We start from the raw sequence: 18,003 nt of genomic DNA on the forward strand, positions 1-18,003 counted from the left end.
CATCTATAAATTTACGGTACTTTTGCAAAAAATAATACTATGAATTTAAAAAGCTTTTTCTTTTTTGTTTTCCTGAGTGCAAATGTTTTTTCTCAAACCGGCTCTTTGTTAACAAAAAAAATTGACAATAAAATTTCCAAATTTGATTTACAATTTAATGATGCGTATTCCTGGTTGGAAAATCTTGATTCGGATGAAGTAAAACAATGGATAAATAATCAAAATTCAATTTCTTCTACAAATTATTCAAAAGTAAAAAAGAAAGTATCAACCATTGAAAAACTAAAAATATACAACTCCGAAACTACTGGTTCTGTCGCAATAAATTTCAAAAAAGGTTTTAAATTTTATTATTCGACCATAAATCCAAAAGAATCTCCCCTTTTGTTTCTTCAAAGAGATGAAAATTCAAAATTTGTAGAAGTTCTTAATCCAAACAAAGTATATAAAAAGAAAAACGTTTCTATTGATGATATTTCCAATTCGTTAAATTCTAAATATTTATCATGTGCACTACGAGTAAACGGAAGCGATCGCCTTGAGGTTCGATTTGTTGATTTGAACTCAAACAAAATGATTAAAGACAGTTTAACGAATGTAAAATTCTCTAATATTTCATGGAATAAAGACGAGGGTGTGTTTTACAAATTGAATATCAATAAACGTCATTTTGCAAAAGATTCTACCTATAGAGTTTTCTATCATAAATTAAACACATCTCAAAGCGTTGATTCCTTAATATTTGAAGGAACTGACATAAATTCTGAGATTAGTTTTTTTAATGACAAATCGATGTTTTTCTTAATTGAAAAGAACGAAAAATTATTTAAAAAAAGATATTATTATGCTGATTTAAATAAAGGAAAATTTGAACTGATTCTATTTCACGAAGATTTCGATAATTCATTTAACTTTATAAATTACCACAAAGGAAGAATATATTACTCTACAAAAAAATACAATTGGGGTGAAGTGCGTTGTTTTGATTTAAATAACAAAGAAGATGACAAACAAATTATTCCCCAATACTATAACAATTTACTTGTTGATCATGATTTTACTGACAAGAACATAATTTGCCAGTATAAAACCCAAGGAAAAACTTATTTATCAGTTTATGATTATGATGGTAAATTCATAAAAAAAATACAGGCTCCAGAAGGTTCCAATATAACGTATAGCGATTTTGACGAAAAGGAAAACGATTTATATTTCAATATTGATTCGTATACTAATCCGCGAAAAAATTTTAAAATAAATCTTTCAAAAGAAAATGCAATACTTCTTAATCCCAATGAAGAAGTAGTTTATGATTATCAGGATTTTCAGGTAAAATGCATAAGCTTTAAAAACAGGGAAAATATAGATATTCCGATTACTGTCGTTTACAAAAAAAATATAAAGTTTGACGGAAGCACTCCATGTCTTCTTGAAGCTTATGGTGGTTTTGGATTAATCAGTTCTGCTCATTATGACAATTCATTATTGAATTTTATTAACAAAGGAGGAGTATACGCTTTTGCTGAAATAAGAGGAGGTGGTGAAAAAGGAAACGATTGGCATAAAAAAGGAAGCGGATTAAATAAAATCAATGGTCTAAATGATTTTATAGATGCTTCAGAATTTTTAATAAAAGAAAAATATACAAATCCGCAAAAATTAGCCATAACAGGTGGTTCTCACGGTGGTTTAGTTGTAGGATATGCTTTAACCGAAAGACCCGATTTGTATAAATTAGCTTTGCCAAAAGTGGGAGTATTTGACATGATGATTGCCCATAAATACACTGTAGGAAGGTATCATCTTGATGAATTTGGTGATCCTGAAAAGGAAACCGGTTTCAAATCATTATTCAGTTATTCTCCTTTACATAAAATAAAAGACAATATAAACTATCCAACTACCATAATCTTCACAGCGGATAATGATGATCGTGTTCCACCGTTGCATTCCTATAAATTTGCAGCGACACTACAAAATCGTGAAGCTCAAAAAAATCCTGTTTTCTTAGTTACCAAAAAGAACTTAGGCCATTATGGAGGAAATACATATCATAAAAGTGTAGAGGAAGATGCTGAGTTTTATGATTACTTGATCTATTATTTGATGAAACAATAAATAAACATCGTTAATAAAAAAAGAGTCCAAAATGGACTCTTTTTTTATTATTATTTTGTTCAATCTTAACCGTTCAACGCTTCCGCTCCACCAACAATCTCTAAGATTTCTCCTGTAATTGCTGCCTGACGCGCTTTGTTGTATGTTAATTTCAATTGATTTCTCAATTCTGTTGCATTATCAGTTGCTTTATGCATAGCCGTCATACGTGCTCCGTGCTCAGCAGCAAATGAATCACGGATAGCTTTGTACAATTGTGTCTTCAATGATTTAGGAATCAAAGTCATTACAATTTCTTCTTTCGAAGGTTCAAAGATATAATCACCCGCAACTGCAGTACCTTTCTCAATTGGTGCCAATGGTAAAAACTGTTCTGCTTTCACAATTTGCGTTGCGGCATTTTTAAACTGATTGTAAACCAATTCGATACGGTCATACTCACCTGCAACAAATTTATCTGTTAGCAATGAAGCCACAGTTGCTGCATTATCAAATGTAAGATTATCAAAAATAGCACTTTGGTTTTCAACAATAGTATGTGTTTTCTTCAGGACATCGTTTCCTTTTTTCCCGATAGCCAATACATCTACCTGAACTCCCTGATATTTATCCGTGATGTTTTTGATTTCTTTAATCACGTTCGTGTTAAAAGCACCACACAAACCTCTGTTTGAGGTAATTGCTACCAACAACACTTTCTTTACTTCTCTTTGTGTAGTATAGTCTCCACCTACCTCACCTTCTAAAGTAGCCGAAAGATTTTGCAATAATTCGGTTAATTTTTCAGCGTAAGGACGCATAGCTGTAATAGCATCTTGTGCTTTTTTAAGCTTAGCAGCCGAAACCATTTTCATCGCAGATGTAATTTGCATCGTCGATGATACGGAAGTAATTCTATTACGGATTTCTTTTAAATTAGCCATTCTTACTTTAGTAATTAGTGACTAGTAAATAGTGATTAGCTATTACTAATCACTATTTACTATTTACTTTATTAGTTATACTTTGCAGATACTTCTTTTGCAACCTTTTCGATAACATCAGTAATGTTGTCATCAAGTTTACCAGCTTTCAAAGCATCCAATGTATCTCTGTGTTTTGCGTTCAAAAATTCCAAGAAATCCTTCTCGAATTCTTTCACTTTATTTACTGGTACGTTTCTTAACAAGTTTTTAGAACCTGCATAGATAATTGCTACCTGATCTTCAACTGTGAACGGAGCGTTTAATCCTTGTTTAAGGATTTCAACGTTACGTTTACCTTTTTCGATTACGTTTAATGTAGCTGCATCCAAATCAGAACCAAATTTCGCGAATGCTTCCAATTCACGGAATTGAGCCTGGTCTAACTTCAATGTACCAGATACTTTCTTCATTGATTTGATTTGTGCATTACCTCCAACACGAGATACAGAAATACCTACGTTAATCGCAGGACGTACACCAGAGTTGAATAAATCAGACTCTAAGAAAATCTGTCCGTCAGTAATCGAAATTACGTTAGTTGGGATATATGCAGAAACGTCACCTGCTTGTGTTTCAATGATCGGTAAAGCTGTTAATGATCCACCACCTTTAACGATTGATTTCAATGACTCAGGTAAGTCGTTCATGTTTTTAGCGATATCGTCATCAGCGATAACTTTTGCAGCACGCTCTAATAAACGAGAGTGTAAGTAGAAAACGTCTCCAGGATATGCCTCACGCCCCGGTGGTCTTCTTAATAACAAAGACACCTCACGGTAAGCAACCGCTTGTTTTGATAAATCATCATAAACGATTAAAGCCGGACGACCTGTATCACGGAAATACTCACCGATTGCAGCACCTGCGAATGGAGCATAAACCTGCATTGGAGCTGGGTCAGAAGCGTTAGCTGCAACGATAACCGTGTATGCCATTGCTCCCTTTTCTTCTAACATTTTTGCAATTCCTGCAACTGTTGATGCTTTTTGACCAACCGCTACATATATACAGAATACTGGTTTACCAGCATCATAAAATTCTTTTTGATTAAGGATGGTATCCAAACAAACTGTAGATTTACCAGTTTGACGGTCACCAATTACCAACTCACGCTGACCACGTCCAACCGGAATCATAGCATCTACTGCTTTGATACCTGTTTGTAACGGTTCAGTTACCGGTTGACGGAAAATTACTCCCGGTGCTTTACGCTCCAAAGGCATTTCGTATAAGTCACCACCGATAGGACCTTTACCATCAATTGGCTGTCCTAAAGTGTTTACTACACGTCCTACCATTTGCTCACCTACTTTAAGAGAAGCGATACGTTGAGTTCTTTTAGCAGTAGAACCTTCTTTCAAACCTGTTGAAGGGCCTAATAATACCACACCAACATTATCTTCTTCAAGATTCAAAACGATACCTTCCATACCGTTATCAAATTCTACTAACTCACCGTATTGAACGTTTGAAAGCCCGAAGATACGAGCAATACCATCTCCAACTTGAAGTACTGTTCCTACTTCTTCTAGCGTAGCACCAGATTCAAAACCTGATAATTGCTTTTTTAATATTGCTGAAATCTCAGCAGGTTTAATATCCGCCATAATTATATAAATAATTAATTACTTAATTCTCTTTTTAAAACTTGTAACCTGTTGGCAACAGAAGCATTGTACTGCTGATCGCCTATTCTTAAAATAAATCCTCCGATAATTGCAGGATCTACAATATTTTCAATGCTTATTTTTTTGCTTGAAAACTCTTTAATTTTAGCCAAAACTTTTGCTTCAATTTCAGAAGTCATTGCGATGGCAGTAGTAACTTTAGCTACTTCAACTCCATTAGCCTCATCAAACAATCTGTTGTATTCTACAGCAATCAATTCTAAAATCTCGAATCGTTTGTTTTCGAACAACAATCGAAATAAACCTTTAGTAACACCATTTACTGAAGCGAACACTTCTAACAATGCACTGTTTTTTACTTCATTTTTAAGAGTAGGGTTTTCAATAAAAGCCTGTAACTCTTTGTTTTCTTTAATAGTATTCGCAATCAAAGTCATGTCTTGGCTCACCTCTGAAGCAACGCTCTTTGAGTTGGCTAAGTCTAAAATTGCTTTCGCATAGCGAATGGCTGCTCTTGTACCTGACATGCTCGAATTAGTTTAATTTTACATCCCCTAACAATTTCTCAACTAATTTTACTTGAGATTCTTTGTTAGACAATTCCTCTTTTAATAATTTTTCAGCGATTTCCAATGAAAGTGAAGATACATGAGATTTCAATTCAGCCATAGCAGCATTTTTCTCACCTTCGATAGAAGCTTTAGCCTGCTCAATCATTTTTTGACCTTGCGTTTGTGCTTCTTCTTTTGCATCAGCAATCATTTTTTCTTTGATCTCACGGGCTTCTTTTAGCATAGTGTCACGCTCTAAACGTGCTTCCTGTAAAATACGCTCATTGTTAGCCTGCAAATCCTGCATTTCTTTTTTTGCATTTTCAGCAGCTTTTAAAGCATCTCTGATTCCTTCTTCTCTTGTATTAACTGCCTCAAGGATTGGTTTCCATGCAAATTTTCTTAACAAGATAACTAGTAATACAAATAATGCAGCTTGAATTATAAATAATCCTAATGAAAATTGACCTAATAAATTCATTATATATAGATTTTAATTTTAATTTGATTTAAAAACAACAGCATTAACCAACCGTTAATGCTATTGTTTGCTTTCGGTTTATTAAGCAGCGAATAACGCAGCGAAACCAATACCCTCAATAAGAGCTGCAGCGATAAGCATAGCAGTTTGGATTTTACCTGAAGCTTCTGGTTGACGAGCAATAGCGTCCATAGCAGAACCACCGATTCTACCAATTCCTAATGCTGCTCCGATAACGATCAAACCAGCTCCTACAATGTTTGGAATAGTCATAATGTGTATATTAAATTAATTAAACATTCAAATTTTTAAATTCTTAGTGATGGTCATCATGGTGATGTTCTTCACTGGCAGCACCAAAATATAATGCTGATAACATAGTAAACACGTATGCTTGTAATAATGCTACTAAAATTTCCAATAATGAAAGTACAAAAGCTAGGAAGAATGACAAACCACTTCCTACCACATTGTTGAATGTATACATCAACGCAATGATACTCATTAATACAACGTGACCTGCTAAAATATTAGCATAAAGACGTATTGTAAGTGAGAACGGCTTAATAATTGTACCCAACAATTCAATTGGTGCTAAGATTGGCTTCATCCATGTTGGAACTCCCGGCATCCATAAAATATGCAACCAGTAATCTTTCTTAGCTGTAAGCGTTGTTATTAGATAAACTAAGATTGCCAATGCAGCAGTAACAGCAATGTTTCCTGTTACATTCACTCCCAGTGGTGTTAATCCGAACATGTTCAAGAACCAAACAAAGAAGAAAATCGTTAATAAAAACGGCATGTATTTTCTATAGTTCTTTTCACCAATGTTAGGGATTGCGATTTCATCACGGATGTATACAATGATAGGCTCAAAAAATCTTCCTATTCCTTTTGGAACACTTCCGTGTTTCTTATAAGATTTTGCCAAACCTGTGAATAATAAAATCATCAAAAAACCAACAATAATCATCATCAATACATTCTTAGTAATTGACAAATCAAGTGGCCTTTTTAACGGATTTAAATGAGCTTCATGATCTATATGACCATCCTTGTCAGAATTGTATATTAAACCGTGTTCGATTTTGAAGTATTTCCCGTTAGATTCAACTACAGCAGTTTCATGTTCGAATTTTGCAGACGAAAAGATATGCAGTCCATCTTCCCATAAAATTACCGGTAGTGAAAATCCAAAATGTTTTTCATGACCTGATTCTTTATCATAAGAAAACAGAGTAAAATCGTGCGAATCCAAAAGGTGGTGCTGGATAAACTCTTTTCTTTCTTCAGCTGGGGTTAGTTCTTTTTCTTCATGAGCAGCAGCTGCATGAGTTGAATCATGAGCAACAGCATGGGTCTCATGTTTTTCGTGTGAAGTTACCTTTGTAGAATCAGTGGTAGGATTAGCTAAAACAGCTGAGGCAAACAGCCCAAAAATTGCTGACAATATTAATGATACCGGTTTTTTTGTAATCGCCATAAAAAACTATTATGCTAGTGTTTAATTTTGGTGCAAAGGTACATTTTTTATTAATATCCAAAACGTTTAAATTATTTTTTTTATTTGAAGCTGTTTTTAAGACTTTTTGAGTGCTTATTTTAGATCCTTTTCCCTTAAAAATCAACTCGTTCCGATGGAGTTATCAACAATTTTAACGTATTTTATAAGCGTAAAATGCTGTATTTCAGCGACAAAACAAGTATTTCGTCGATAAGAAACATTCAAAATTGTTAATAACTTATTTTTTTATACTTTAGTAGGCTCCTTAAATCTGAAATATATGCGAAAAACTTTACTTTGTTATACTCTCATTTTATACTCCTTAATAGCTCATTCTCAGTGTTGGACCGAAGTTTCTCCCGGTGGAATACACTCAATAGGCTTAAGAGATGGTGGGACTTTGTGGTCATGGGGAAGGAATAATTCGGGGCAATTAGGAACCGGAGAGAACAATTCAACCATTAATAAATCACCAAAACAGGTAGGAACAGACGGCAACTGGTCAAGAATTTCCGCCGGTAATTCACATAATTTGGCAATAAAAACAGATGGAACACTTTGGGCGTGGGGAAGAAATTCTGACGGACAAATTGGTATTGGTTCAAATGCATCCAGCTTTAACACTCCACAGCAAATAGGAACAGACACTGATTGGGCATATATTTCAGCTGGTGATGAATTTTCTCTTGCATTAAAAACAAACGGGACGCTTTGGGCATGGGGTGATAATTTCTTCGGACAGTTGGGTGATAATTCAACCGATGACCGGAATGCTCCTGTTCAAATTGGTACCGCAACAAATTGGGTAAGTATTTCGGCAGGCACACAACATTCTCTTGCTGTAAAAACCAATGGGGAATTATGGGCTTGGGGAACAAACAATACGTCAAGATTCGGAACCAATACACCAGCGACTTCTTACGCACCCATGCAAATAGGTACAGATACTGACTGGTCAAAAGTTTTGGCCGGACGTGATCATGGTGTGGGAATAAAAACAAACGGAACATTCTGGACTTGGGGAGGAAATACAACAGGACAATTGGGAGACGGAAGCACTGTCGACAAAACCACTCCTATTAATATTGCTTCCTTAAACGGTGCAGTCAAAATAGCAAAAGGACACCAACATACAGCAGTCATCAAAAATGATGGATCTATATGGTCATGGGGAGGAAATGCAACCGGACAATTGGGCATTGGTTCATCACTAACACCAACACCACCATCACCAACATTAGTTCCAACTCAGGAAAACACTTTCAGTAATAACTGGGCATATATTGATTCAAAGATAACACACACCGTTGCGATAAAAGCAGATGGGAGTTTATTCACCTGGGGAAGTAATCTTTGGGGACAATTAGGAGATGGTTCCCAAATAGCCAAAAGTTCTCCCGTTGCCATTACTTGTCCAACATTGACCACTACTGATTTTGAAAATCAGGAATCCATTGCCATATATCCAAATCCGGCGCATTCTTTTATAAGTATAAGAAATGAAAAAAATCTTTCTTTTACATCTATAAAGGTTATAGATTTATTTGGGAAAGTTTTAATTGAACCTCTTGTCTCAGAAGAAATAAATGTGGAAGGCTTATCTTCTGGCATGTATTTCATTCAGGCTGCTGCCAATGGTCAATTATACCAGGCTAAATTCATCAGAAATTAGTCCTATTTAATCTTCGGGCTGTAAAAAGAGTCTCCAAAGCGAGATACAAAGCAAAAAGCCCATAAAAATTCCATTTTTCAACAATACTTCCTTCTTCAAGGATAAAAAACGATCCAATAAAATAAATACCTGATACTTTTATAGAAGTAAGAAGCAAAAAAGTCATTCCCACTACATCTTTATTTTTTATAAAAACCATATTAAGTATCAGCATGATTACCACTGAAAAGAAAAGCATTATAATATGCATTACTTCCAAAGGAATTTGAAAAGACGAAATATCTATATTGAATACCGCAAAAAGAATTTTTTGAATACTGTAAACCAAAAAACCAATACCTGTTATTTGCAGGACAGGTTTATTTTCCCTTAATTCCATTAATTAATTATTATTCCCTAACCTGTTCACTTGTTTGATTACGCTGTACAATGCTAAAAAAACACCCACAACCGTTAGTAGTTTACTATAATAAATTTTATCGTTAGGATGATTGATGTCAAGCCATTCCCCAAGTTTAAAAAACAAAAAAATGATTAATCCCATTTGAATAGGGATATTGATTAAAACCAACCATTTGTTTGCTTTTTTAGGTTCCGGTTTATTATTTTCCATCAGTTAGTGCAGAATTATTCACCGGTGTCTTCATTACACAGCTGGCATTGAAATCGGCACCGGGTTCCACGGCAAGTTTACCGCAGGTTACTTCCCCGTTAACAATCGCATTAGATTTCACATTCAAAATTTCAGACACCACAATTTTACCTTCAACTTTTCCTTCCACATCCACATTAACGCAATTGATATCTCCAACCACACTTCCGGCTGGACCTACAACCAATTTGCCCTTTGATGTGAAATTACCAACCAGTTTACCGTCTAATCTGAAATCGGCTAGTGATTCTATATTCCCTTCAATGGATGTTCCTTCTACAATTCGGTTCGTTTTCCCGAGAGCATCGGTATAAGATTTTGAGCTTTCTTTAAACATCGATTCTAAATTTTAAGTTCTAAAAACAGGTTGTAATTCTTTCTTACCTGAATAACTGCGTAATTTTCGGAAGAAATAACCTGAGCCGGTGTTTTAATTTTATAATCTTTGGTGGTTTGGAGCAATTCAATCAAGTATACTGAAAATTCTTTTGAAGAAATTCCGTGAATAACCACAAAACTTTCTGTTTCATTATATACGTCATACGAAACTTTGAATTTGCTGTAATCTTTCTCTTTAATATACTTATTAATTTTTTCGATTAACTGAACTGTTACAGGATCATCTTTCTTGCCAACTTTATAAAGTACTTTCCAGTTGGTTGAAACTGTATCCAATGAAATAGCCATTTGTTCCAAAACAGGAACACTCACTTTTAAAATATCCTCAGCCTGTTTTCCTTCTTTGCTTTCGGGGTAGGTCAAAGCAACATAATTAACTGCTTTTTTATATTCTTCAACACCACGTAATTTACCAATTGCACTTGCTTTCAATAATTCGAATTTAGGAATCAGATCATCTCCTGCGAACTGTGTCAGGCATTTATCAATGGTTTGCAATACCTGAACATACTCCTGGTTTCCAAACAATTTAAACGTATTATTATAAACTTCATTAGGGGTTAAATTCAACGAAGGTTCTTCGGAAATTTGTCCGCTAAGGATTTGCGCATATCTTGTATTAGGATAATTGGTAATGATGTTTCGTTTTAAATCTTCTGCTTTAGACGGATTTTTAGTCTGGTAAATCAAATACAGGTTATACATCGAAGGTAGCACTAATCTTTCTTCAGGATTACTGCTCAATACTCTTTCAAATTTAGTGGAGGCCAAATCCGGCTCCTGAAATTTCTCTTTATAAATAACTCCCAACTGATAATTGGCAAAATTGCGTTCACGGGCTAAACTGTCCAATCTGGTTTGTGAAGTTGGTATTTGTTTTAAATAATAATCGACAGTGTAAATTTCGGAAACAGGTTCTTCAGTTTTTACGTCTGTGTTTTTATTTTCTTCCGTTGCTTTGTCGGTTTCTGTTTGGGCAGACCAACGCCAATTATCTTTTAAAGCTCTCTTACCCCATCTTTTTTGGAATTCCACCTTTCCGTAAGCTACTGTTGTTGGTGTATAAAAATAAAACAGAGATTTATCCTGTGTTGTGTTAAATCCTGGCGGACTTAATGTAGGATCACCGGTTTGACCATTAGGTTTTACAGCTAATTCTGCAGGTTTAAATTCCTCTACACCTCTTGCATTTTCAGCTGCTTCTTTTTGCTTTTTCTCCAGTTCTTTTCTGGCAGCTTCCTTAGCCTTTAATTGTTCAATGTGTTTTTCGTAAAAATTAATACGTCCTTCCTGTGATAATGAAACTACATTTAAAATACTGTCATTGTATTTAACGATTCCTTCGTATTTAATAACATCATTCAGGTTTTCGCGTTTTTTGGCAATACTGAAATATTCTTTATTTTTTTTCACCAAACGTGTTAACGTACTGTCGTAATATTTTCCGGCAATTGTATATTCAGCTTTGTCGAAATAAATTGCAGCAAGGTTTTTATATGTTGTAGCTTGAAGATAACTATCGGTTGATGGTGAACGCAATGATTTATTATAAAATTTAACTGCTTCTTTTTCTTTATTCAAATGGTCATAAAACAATCCTATTTCAAAGTTCAGTACATCAAGATAAGGTCTGTTTTCCCTGTCTTTCATCAACTTGGCATATTTTTCAAGAAATGCAATGGTGTCTTTAGTATGATCTACAAGTTGTGCCTGTTTTGAATGTGCCCTGATTACATAATGACGTGGTGATTTACGTTTCATGTCGATAATTTCCTGAAACTGTGCATAAGCACTGTCACTGTATTGTAACGACTGGTAAATTTGACCTAAGATAAAATGATAGCGTGCTTTTTCTTCTTTATGTTTTGTTGATTCGATTGCTATCTTTAACGGAGTAATTGCGCTGTCTTTTTCTTCCAAATTGATGAATGCCTGGGCTAAAATCGCATTTGCATCAGCTTTAACCTGGGATTTTAATTGGTTTCTTCTCAACATCAATTTCAAATTCTTGATAGCCAATGCATCATTTTCAAGACGGATATTGGTTTTTTCACGCCATACTTTAGCTTCATAAATTTTATCCGAATTGGAATACTTGTATAAAATATAATTGAATGCTTCTAAAGCAGGTACAAATCTCTTGTCATAATAACGGGCTTTACCCAAAAGCAGGTGTGCTTCGTCCATTTGCATGTTTTTTTCCTTGCCTTCAATATTCATCGAATGCTTCTGGATGGCCTTGGTCGCTTTTTCTTCGGCACGCTCAAAATTTTTGTTTTTCCCTTTTTCACCCGGTAACAAAGCTTCTTCAGAAATCTGCATACGTTCAACCGGCAGCAATTCCCAGAAATTATCTGAGTAACCTGACTTCAGTTCGTTAATCCCGGATTCCAATGCAAGGTCACCGTTGTACAAAGTATTGTATTCTGTATTGACAGCATGCCAGTTCCGGTTAACAAATGAATTCTTCTTCGTAGAACAGGCTACAATCAAAAACAAAAAAAGAGGTGGGGAAAAATATTTTAAGTGCTTAATTTTCAACATAAAAAAGTTTTAAAATATAAACTTAAAAATCAGTTTTTTAGTATTATAACCCGTAAATGTACGCTTCTTTTTGAAATTCTTACTATTTAAGTTAGTTTAATTTTAACAAACAGCGGGAGATTTTCAATGTTGTTTAGTAATTTTGTCAAAAAGAAATAGATATGTCATCATTCTACAAATTAGCCATAAAAGAAATTACAAGAGAGACTCCACATACAATTTCGGTACTTTTCAATGTGCCCTTGGAGTTTCAGGATTTTTACAAATTCACTGCAGGTCAATACGTTAATTTAAAACTTACGTTGGACGGTCAGGAATTGAGACGGGCATATTCCATTTGTTCGGCTCCTTCAAGCGGTGAATTGCGTATCGCCATCAAAGCTGTTAAAAATGGTAATTTTTCAAAATTTGCCAATGAGCAGTTAACTGTTGGAAATGTCATTGAAGTTGGTCTTCCTGAAGGAAAATTTACTTTTGAACCCAATTCAGAAAGGCAAAGAAATTACATGGCATTTGCGGCAGGAAGCGGAATTACTCCGATTATGTCCATAATCCAGTCGGTTTTAAAAGGTGAACCACAAAGCACTTTTGTTTTGGTTTATGGTAACAAATCGGCAGAAGAAACAATTTTCCATAATCAATTAATTGAGTTACAACAAAAGTATCTTGGTCGTTTCTTTATCCATTTTGTTTACAGTCAGAGTAATGCTCCGGAAGCATTTTTTGGAAGAGTCGACAAATCGGTTGTGAACAATGTATTGAATTCGAAACACATCGGTAAAGAGTTTTCAAAATTCTATCTGTGTGGTCCGGAAGAAATGATCAATATCGTAAGTTCAACCTTAAAAGAAAAAAACATTCCCGAATCAGCTATTAAATTCGAATTATTTTCGGCTTCGCCAACAGAAAATAAAGTTGATTTAAGCGCTGCAGATCATTCTAAAATAACCGTTATAGTTGATGCAGATGAAACCACTTTTGAAATGTCTGCTAAACAAACTTTATTGGAAGCCGCATTAAAACAAGGTTTGGATGCTCCTTATTCTTGTCAGGGTGGAGTTTGCAGCAGTTGTATTGCACGTGTTACCCAAGGTACGGCTGTGATGAAGAAAAATTCAATTTTAACCGATAAAGAAATTGCAGAAGGTTTAGTTTTAACCTGTCAAGCGCATCCAACTACTACTGAGATAGTTGTGGATTATGATGATGTATAAACTTAGGTTTTTTTTAAAAAAAATAAAGTATTTTTTCATTTAGTCGGTTTTTTTAATGTATTCATCGAATAAACCTCAAAAACTTTAGTAAATATTTGGCTTTTAGTTAGTTTCGCTGAAAATTTTTCAAAAACAACTAACTAAAAGACCAAAAAATGAAGAATTATCTAAAGTATTCCCTCCGGGCAATACTGGTGTTGCTTTGCGCCTCCAGTAATGCACAGGTTGGGGTGGGAACTACAAGCCCAAAAGGAGCATTGGACATCACCAGCTCCACTAATGGATTCCTGATGCCAAGAATCGCCTTAACAGCATCAAATGCTGCAGCTCCTGTCATTAATCCTGCAACCGGAAACAATGTTTTGGAAGTTGGAACAGCCGTGTTCAATACCGCAACAACTGCTGGGACTTATGGTGTTATCCCGGGTATTTACTATTGGGATGGTACCAATTGGGTATCACAGGTTCACCGTTATTATGAAACAAAGTTCACACAAACGAGTGATCTAACGGTAGCAACATCTTTAACTTACACTAACATTCCCGGACTTAATTCAAAATCATTTACAGCACCTTATACCGGAAGATATACTATTCTTTTTTCAGGGTATCTGGGTGCCGGAACTGTAGACACAAATTCTTCAAAAGTAGGATTTGTGGAGGGAAATTTTAAAATGACCATAAACGGAACCGATTATAGAAAATATTCGCATTCATCAAGTTTTTATAACAGTGATACAGCAACCGAATACTATGAACTGTTCAATGAAACGAATATCAATGTAAATGTGTATTTAACAGCCGGTCAGAACTGCACAATCAATTGTTGTTACAATGGCGTGGCCGATGATAATATAACCGAAAACAATGCTCATATTGTGGGAAGATCAACTGCTTTAGGTAATTTTTGTGAAGTTAACGTAACGTATATCGGAAGATAAAAAAAAGGAGCTTTAAAGCTCCTTTTTAATTGTATCAATAACTGTTTCCGGTGAAATGCTTTGCATTGCATCTTCATAGCCTTCAACTTTCTTGTTTCCATAAACTGATGTTGGAATCAGTGGGTATTTATTTCTATCAGCAGTGATGCAAAAAGCAAACGGTTGATTAAACGGTTTGAATCCTGCATAAGGATGTGTGGCACCCCAAACTGTAATTACCTTTACTCCAAGCATTGCCGCTATATGTGCATTTCCGGAATCCATAGACAGCATCACATCCAAGTTCGAAATCAAATCCATTTCCTGTGGAAGTTTAATTTTCCCTGCGACTACAATTACATTGGAGTGATTGGATTTCAACTGGTTTAAAAGCTGTATCTCTTTTTCACCTCCACCAAACAAAAATAGTTTGCTTTCAGTTTGGGCCAATCCATCAATAACTCTCTGCATTAAATCAATTGGATACACTTTTGAATCGAATTGGGCAAAAGGAGCGATTCCAATCCATTTTTCAGATTTAGCACCTGAAAAAGATAAAACATCTTTGGAAATTTCTCTTTTTTCAGGAAAAACCGATTGTGACAAATCTAATGGAAAACCTAATTTTCTGAAAGTATCGCAATGTCTGTCAAACATCGATTTGACCGGTTCAAAGACTTTATTTTTGATCCGCGTCAATGCTTTTTTTTCTTTTCTGCCCTTATCTGTCGCAGCGGTTATTTTTCCGCTTAAAGCAAATAAATTACGGACTACTTTAGAGCGTAATACATTATGTAAATCGGCTACAGCATCGATATTCTTCCTTTTTAAATCATGGTACAGACGGAGTAACCCTACAGATCCTTTATGTCTGTTATTCAAATCAATTGCAAAAAATTCCAAATTAGGAATACCTTCAAAAAAAGGCTTAAAAAAAGGACGTGAAACTACAGTAACCCTTACATCGGGATATTGTAAAGAAAAAGCTCTCAAAACGGGAACCGTCATTGCAACGTCACCCATAGCCGAGAGCCTTATAACTAAAATGTGTTTGATGTCTGACATCGAAACCGTTTTATTTTTTATTTTGATACAACACCGGATTCAATTCCTCATCGTTGTACATTTTCATTTGCTTGTACACTTTCATATACTTATCACCGTTTTCGATATCTTCAATCAACTGACTGATTGAAACGAACATGTCATTTTTCTGATCTAACAAAACATTTAATTTTTCCTGACATTTAGCTCTGTGTTCCGGAGTTGCCTCGGCACGGTTAGCTTCTTCACTCATATGATAAATTTTCAATGCAAGAATTGACAAACGGTCGATAGCCCATGCCGGGCTTTCGGTATTGATTTTAGCATCTGCTTTCACCTGTACACCAGCATATTTCTGTAAAAAATAGCTGTCGATGTACTCCACCATATCTGTACGAACCTGATTGGAAGCATCTATTTTACGTTTTAAATCCAATGCTGCAACCGGATCGATTTGCGGATCACGGATAATATCTTCATAGTGCCATTGTACGGTATCAACCCAGTTTTTAGCATACAATAAATATTCTATTGAACCTTTTTCATACGGATTCAGAGCTGGTTGGTATACATCATCAATTATGTGATAGTCATTGATACAACGCTCAAATATTGGAAAAGCAAATTCTGCAAACATAGTTTTGACTCTTTATTTTTTACAAAAGTAGCGTTTTTTTGTACTTTTATCCTGAATTTGTAAAATTTATCAAAATGCACATCCATTACATTTCGGAACAAAATAGTATTCTGAATCATTTTCTTACCCAATTACGTGATATCCACATACAGAAAGACAGCATGCGTTTTCGTAAAAATATAGAGCGGATTGGTGAAATTATGGCTTATGAATTGAGTAAGACTTTGGACTATAAAAATATTGATGTGCAAACACCTCTAGGCATCAAACATACGACAACCATTGCCGAGCCAGTAGTTTTGTGTTCGATTTTAAGGGCGGGTTTAGCTTTACACCAAGGATTCATGAATTTTTTTGATGATGCGGAAAACGGATTTGTATCTGCTTACCGTCACCATTACAACAATGATGATGCTTTCGATATCTTAGTCGAATATCAGGCTGCTCCTTCTTTTGAAGATAAAAATCTTATTTTGATTGATCCGATGCTGGCAACGGGACAATCAATTGTTGCTGTTTTACAAAAACTGCATTTGGAGCAAAAACCAAAAGAAATCCACATTGCTGTTGTCATTGCAGCTCCGGAAGGCGTAGCTTACCTCCAAGAAAATTTACCGGAAAACTGCCACTTATGGGTAGCTGCCTTAGATGAAAAACTTAACGAAAAAAACTATATCGTTCCGGGTCTTGGGGACGCCGGTGATTTAGCTTACGGTAGCAAGCTATAACAATCTCAGAATATAATTTATTAAACTGGACAAGAACAGTATTCCCAAAATACTTTCTTTTATCCAGTATTTTTCTATGGTTTCCAAGTAATTTGTCAGCATGATTGCAACCGGTACAAAAGTAAAAATCAAATAGCTGTTCTCTTTATTTGGCGAAATAAAAAATACAATAAGACCCAAGATAAAAGCAAAAATAACCTTTTTATAAGATGCCTGTAAATTGAGTGGTTTGTTCGTCAAAATAAACAACATTGTAACAAATGCAACTACGCTTGTAAGAATATAAACGCCAAGGGAAAAACTCTGGAAAACGTTTTCAATATAAGCCAAATCAATATCAATCCCTGTACTGTGGATATATTTACTTAAAAACCCAATATCGAAAATCAAGGATAAAAGCACCGTGATCACTGCTACCGCTGCCAATGCAATGAATGGAATAATCCAATTCCGGTAATCCCTCGAAACGTGGAAAATAATCGAAATAAAAACCAACAGTATAAAAATAATACTCCAGAAGTGAAATAAACTGGCAATGAAAATCCACAAAGAAGCATCAAATATTTTCTCCTTCGGTGTGATTAATGACTGTAATGAAATCAATCTACGAAGTGCCAGCAAAATAAAAGCATTGGATAAAATCAAATTCCCATTGGACAAAGTCGTGGGAAAAAGGATGAAAAATATACAAAACAACAGAAATGTATAACTGTTGTCTTTACTCAAACCATTCTTTTTGGTAATAAAATTCGTGATGAACAATGACCCGATCAGCATTAACAGAAAAACAACCTTGAGTCCAATTTCAAGGTTGGATATAGTATTGTAATTAGTGCTAAACTGATAAATTGAAAAACAAGTGATCATCAACACGGTGATCAAAATGTAATTTATTGGTCTAGATTTACTAAAAATGCTTGTAATCATAAGTATATTTTATATT

The 18,003-nt window shown here is 34.9% G+C and carries 18 protein-coding genes; 5 read left to right on the forward strand and 13 right to left on the reverse strand.

The genetic code is table 11. The features are described from left to right. The first annotated feature begins 39 nt into the window (after positions 1-39). Entirely contained in the window at positions 40-2,118 is a 2,079-nt protein-coding gene (locus NAT51_RS00950; protein ID WP_250594160.1) for a prolyl oligopeptidase family serine peptidase, read from the forward strand. Between the two features lie 65 nt (positions 2,119-2,183). On the opposite strand, the gene atpG is transcribed toward NAT51_RS00950, so the two are convergent. The 6 genes from atpG to atpB all read right to left on the reverse strand — a co-directional run bounded on the left by atpG (position 2,184) and on the right by atpB (position 7,229). After that, positions 2,184-3,041 (reverse strand): ATP synthase F1 subunit gamma, encoded by an 858-nt coding sequence (atpG, locus tag NAT51_RS00955; protein ID WP_250594162.1) that lies wholly within the window; start codon positions 3,039-3,041, stop codon positions 2,184-2,186. A 71-nt stretch (positions 3,042-3,112) separates the two neighbouring features. Further along, positions 3,113-4,690 (reverse strand): F0F1 ATP synthase subunit alpha, encoded by a 1,578-nt coding sequence (gene atpA / locus NAT51_RS00960; RefSeq protein ID WP_250594164.1) that lies wholly within the window; start codon positions 4,688-4,690, stop codon positions 3,113-3,115. A gap of 14 nt (positions 4,691-4,704) precedes the next feature. After that, on the reverse strand, positions 4,705-5,238 hold the full coding sequence (gene atpH / locus NAT51_RS00965; protein ID WP_250594166.1) for an ATP synthase F1 subunit delta: 534 nt from the start codon (positions 5,236-5,238) through the stop codon (positions 4,705-4,707). A 7-nt stretch (positions 5,239-5,245) separates the two neighbouring features. Further along, positions 5,246-5,743, reverse strand: coding sequence for a F0F1 ATP synthase subunit B (locus NAT51_RS00970; protein WP_262921774.1), 498 nt, complete (start codon positions 5,741-5,743; stop codon positions 5,246-5,248). A gap of 81 nt (positions 5,744-5,824) precedes the next feature. Further along, positions 5,825-6,016: an ATP synthase F0 subunit C gene (atpE, locus tag NAT51_RS00975; protein ID WP_073308008.1), complete on the reverse strand. Its 192-nt coding sequence runs from the start codon at positions 6,014-6,016 to the stop codon at positions 5,825-5,827. Positions 6,017-6,059: 43 nt separating this feature from the next. Then, positions 6,060-7,229 carry a F0F1 ATP synthase subunit A gene (atpB, locus tag NAT51_RS00980; RefSeq protein ID WP_250594168.1) on the reverse strand — a complete coding sequence of 390 codons (1,170 nt, stop codon included), beginning with the start codon at positions 7,227-7,229 and terminating at the stop codon, positions 6,060-6,062. Between the two features lie 301 nt (positions 7,230-7,530). Here atpB and NAT51_RS00985 point away from each other — a divergent pair, with 301 nt between their 5' ends. Continuing rightward, positions 7,531-8,922: an RCC1 domain-containing protein gene (locus NAT51_RS00985; RefSeq protein WP_250594170.1), complete on the forward strand. Its 1,392-nt coding sequence runs from the start codon at positions 7,531-7,533 to the stop codon at positions 8,920-8,922. Here NAT51_RS00985 and NAT51_RS00990 read toward each other — a convergent pair. From NAT51_RS00990 to porW, 4 genes are read right to left on the reverse strand one after another with little or no spacing between them, the layout of a single operon-like run. Then, the gene (locus NAT51_RS00990) at positions 8,912-9,301 is read right to left on the reverse strand and encodes a hypothetical protein (protein WP_250594172.1); all 390 of its coding nucleotides are present in this window, start codon (positions 9,299-9,301) and stop codon (positions 8,912-8,914) included. The two genes, NAT51_RS00985 and NAT51_RS00990, sit on opposite strands and share 11 nt — an antisense overlap. Positions 9,302-9,304: 3 nt before the next feature. Beyond that, on the reverse strand, positions 9,305-9,535 hold the full coding sequence (locus NAT51_RS00995) for an AtpZ/AtpI family protein (protein WP_250594174.1): 231 nt from the start codon (positions 9,533-9,535) through the stop codon (positions 9,305-9,307). Next, positions 9,525-9,911: a bactofilin family protein gene (locus NAT51_RS01000; protein ID WP_250594176.1), complete on the reverse strand. Its 387-nt coding sequence runs from the start codon at positions 9,909-9,911 to the stop codon at positions 9,525-9,527. Before NAT51_RS01000 ends, NAT51_RS00995 begins: the two co-directional genes overlap by 11 nt. 5 nt (positions 9,912-9,916) lie before the next feature. Next, positions 9,917-12,517, reverse strand: a complete 2,601-nt coding sequence (porW, locus tag NAT51_RS01005; RefSeq protein WP_250594178.1) for a type IX secretion system periplasmic lipoprotein PorW/SprE — start codon at positions 12,515-12,517, stop codon at positions 9,917-9,919. A gap of 161 nt (positions 12,518-12,678) precedes the next feature. On the opposite strand from porW, the gene NAT51_RS01010 reads away from it, so the two are divergent. Together NAT51_RS01010 and NAT51_RS01015 are read left to right on the forward strand one after the other, a co-directional pair. Then, positions 12,679-13,731, forward strand: coding sequence for a ferredoxin--NADP reductase (locus NAT51_RS01010; protein WP_250594180.1), 1,053 nt, complete (start codon positions 12,679-12,681; stop codon positions 13,729-13,731). A gap of 155 nt (positions 13,732-13,886) precedes the next feature. Further along, complete coding sequence (locus tag NAT51_RS01015; RefSeq protein WP_250594182.1) at positions 13,887-14,672, forward strand: hypothetical protein; 786 nt, start codon at positions 13,887-13,889, stop codon at positions 14,670-14,672. Positions 14,673-14,684: 12 nt separating this feature from the next. Here the strand turns inward: NAT51_RS01015 and NAT51_RS01020 are convergent, their stop codons facing one another. Further along, positions 14,685-15,716: a glycosyltransferase family 9 protein gene (locus NAT51_RS01020; protein WP_250594184.1), complete on the reverse strand. Its 1,032-nt coding sequence runs from the start codon at positions 15,714-15,716 to the stop codon at positions 14,685-14,687. Between the two features lie 10 nt (positions 15,717-15,726). Then, positions 15,727-16,332, reverse strand: a complete 606-nt coding sequence (locus NAT51_RS01025; protein WP_250594186.1) for a DUF4254 domain-containing protein — start codon at positions 16,330-16,332, stop codon at positions 15,727-15,729. A gap of 74 nt (positions 16,333-16,406) precedes the next feature. On the opposite strand from NAT51_RS01025, the gene upp reads away from it, so the two are divergent. Continuing rightward, entirely contained in the window at positions 16,407-17,060 is a 654-nt protein-coding gene (gene upp, locus NAT51_RS01030; RefSeq protein ID WP_250594188.1) for a uracil phosphoribosyltransferase, read from the forward strand. Here the strand turns inward: upp and NAT51_RS01035 are convergent. Further along, entirely contained in the window at positions 17,055-17,987 is a 933-nt protein-coding gene (locus NAT51_RS01035) for a DUF6427 family protein (RefSeq protein WP_250594190.1), read from the reverse strand. The two genes, upp and NAT51_RS01035, sit on opposite strands and share 6 nt — an antisense overlap. Positions 17,988-18,003 lie beyond the last annotated feature (16 nt).

The sequence above is a fragment of the Flavobacterium amniphilum genome (genome assembly GCF_023634845.1).
Taxonomy (GTDB): domain Bacteria; phylum Bacteroidota; class Bacteroidia; order Flavobacteriales; family Flavobacteriaceae; genus Flavobacterium; species Flavobacterium amniphilum.

Bases quoted from the DNA above. Each gene is read 5' to 3' on its own strand.
- NAT51_RS00950 (WP_250594160.1), top strand. From the start codon at position 40: ATGAATTTAAAAAGCTTTTTCTTTTTTGTTTTCCTGAGTGCAAATGTT.
- atpG (WP_250594162.1), bottom strand. From the start codon at position 3,041: ATGGCTAATTTAAAAGAAATCCGTAATAGAATTACTTCCGTATCATCG.
- atpA (WP_250594164.1), bottom strand. From the start codon at position 4,690: ATGGCGGATATTAAACCTGCTGAGATTTCAGCAATATTAAAAAAGCAA.
- atpH (WP_250594166.1), bottom strand. From the start codon at position 5,238: ATGTCAGGTACAAGAGCAGCCATTCGCTATGCGAAAGCAATTTTAGAC.
- NAT51_RS00970 (WP_262921774.1), bottom strand. From the start codon at position 5,743: ATGAATTTATTAGGTCAATTTTCATTAGGATTATTTATAATTCAAGCT.
- atpE (WP_073308008.1), bottom strand. From the start codon at position 6,016: ATGACTATTCCAAACATTGTAGGAGCTGGTTTGATCGTTATCGGAGCA.
- atpB (WP_250594168.1), bottom strand. From the start codon at position 7,229: ATGGCGATTACAAAAAAACCGGTATCATTAATATTGTCAGCAATTTTT.
- NAT51_RS00985 (WP_250594170.1), top strand. From the start codon at position 7,531: ATGCGAAAAACTTTACTTTGTTATACTCTCATTTTATACTCCTTAATA.
- NAT51_RS00990 (WP_250594172.1), bottom strand. From the start codon at position 9,301: ATGGAATTAAGGGAAAATAAACCTGTCCTGCAAATAACAGGTATTGGT.
- NAT51_RS00995 (WP_250594174.1), bottom strand. From the start codon at position 9,535: ATGGAAAATAATAAACCGGAACCTAAAAAAGCAAACAAATGGTTGGTT.
- NAT51_RS01000 (WP_250594176.1), bottom strand. From the start codon at position 9,911: ATGTTTAAAGAAAGCTCAAAATCTTATACCGATGCTCTCGGGAAAACG.
- porW (WP_250594178.1), bottom strand. From the start codon at position 12,517: ATGTTGAAAATTAAGCACTTAAAATATTTTTCCCCACCTCTTTTTTTG.
- NAT51_RS01010 (WP_250594180.1), top strand. From the start codon at position 12,679: ATGTCATCATTCTACAAATTAGCCATAAAAGAAATTACAAGAGAGACT.
- NAT51_RS01015 (WP_250594182.1), top strand. From the start codon at position 13,887: ATGAAGAATTATCTAAAGTATTCCCTCCGGGCAATACTGGTGTTGCTT.
- NAT51_RS01020 (WP_250594184.1), bottom strand. From the start codon at position 15,716: ATGTCAGACATCAAACACATTTTAGTTATAAGGCTCTCGGCTATGGGT.
- NAT51_RS01025 (WP_250594186.1), bottom strand. From the start codon at position 16,332: ATGTTTGCAGAATTTGCTTTTCCAATATTTGAGCGTTGTATCAATGAC.
- upp (WP_250594188.1), top strand. From the start codon at position 16,407: ATGCACATCCATTACATTTCGGAACAAAATAGTATTCTGAATCATTTT.
- NAT51_RS01035 (WP_250594190.1), bottom strand. From the start codon at position 17,987: ATGATTACAAGCATTTTTAGTAAATCTAGACCAATAAATTACATTTTG.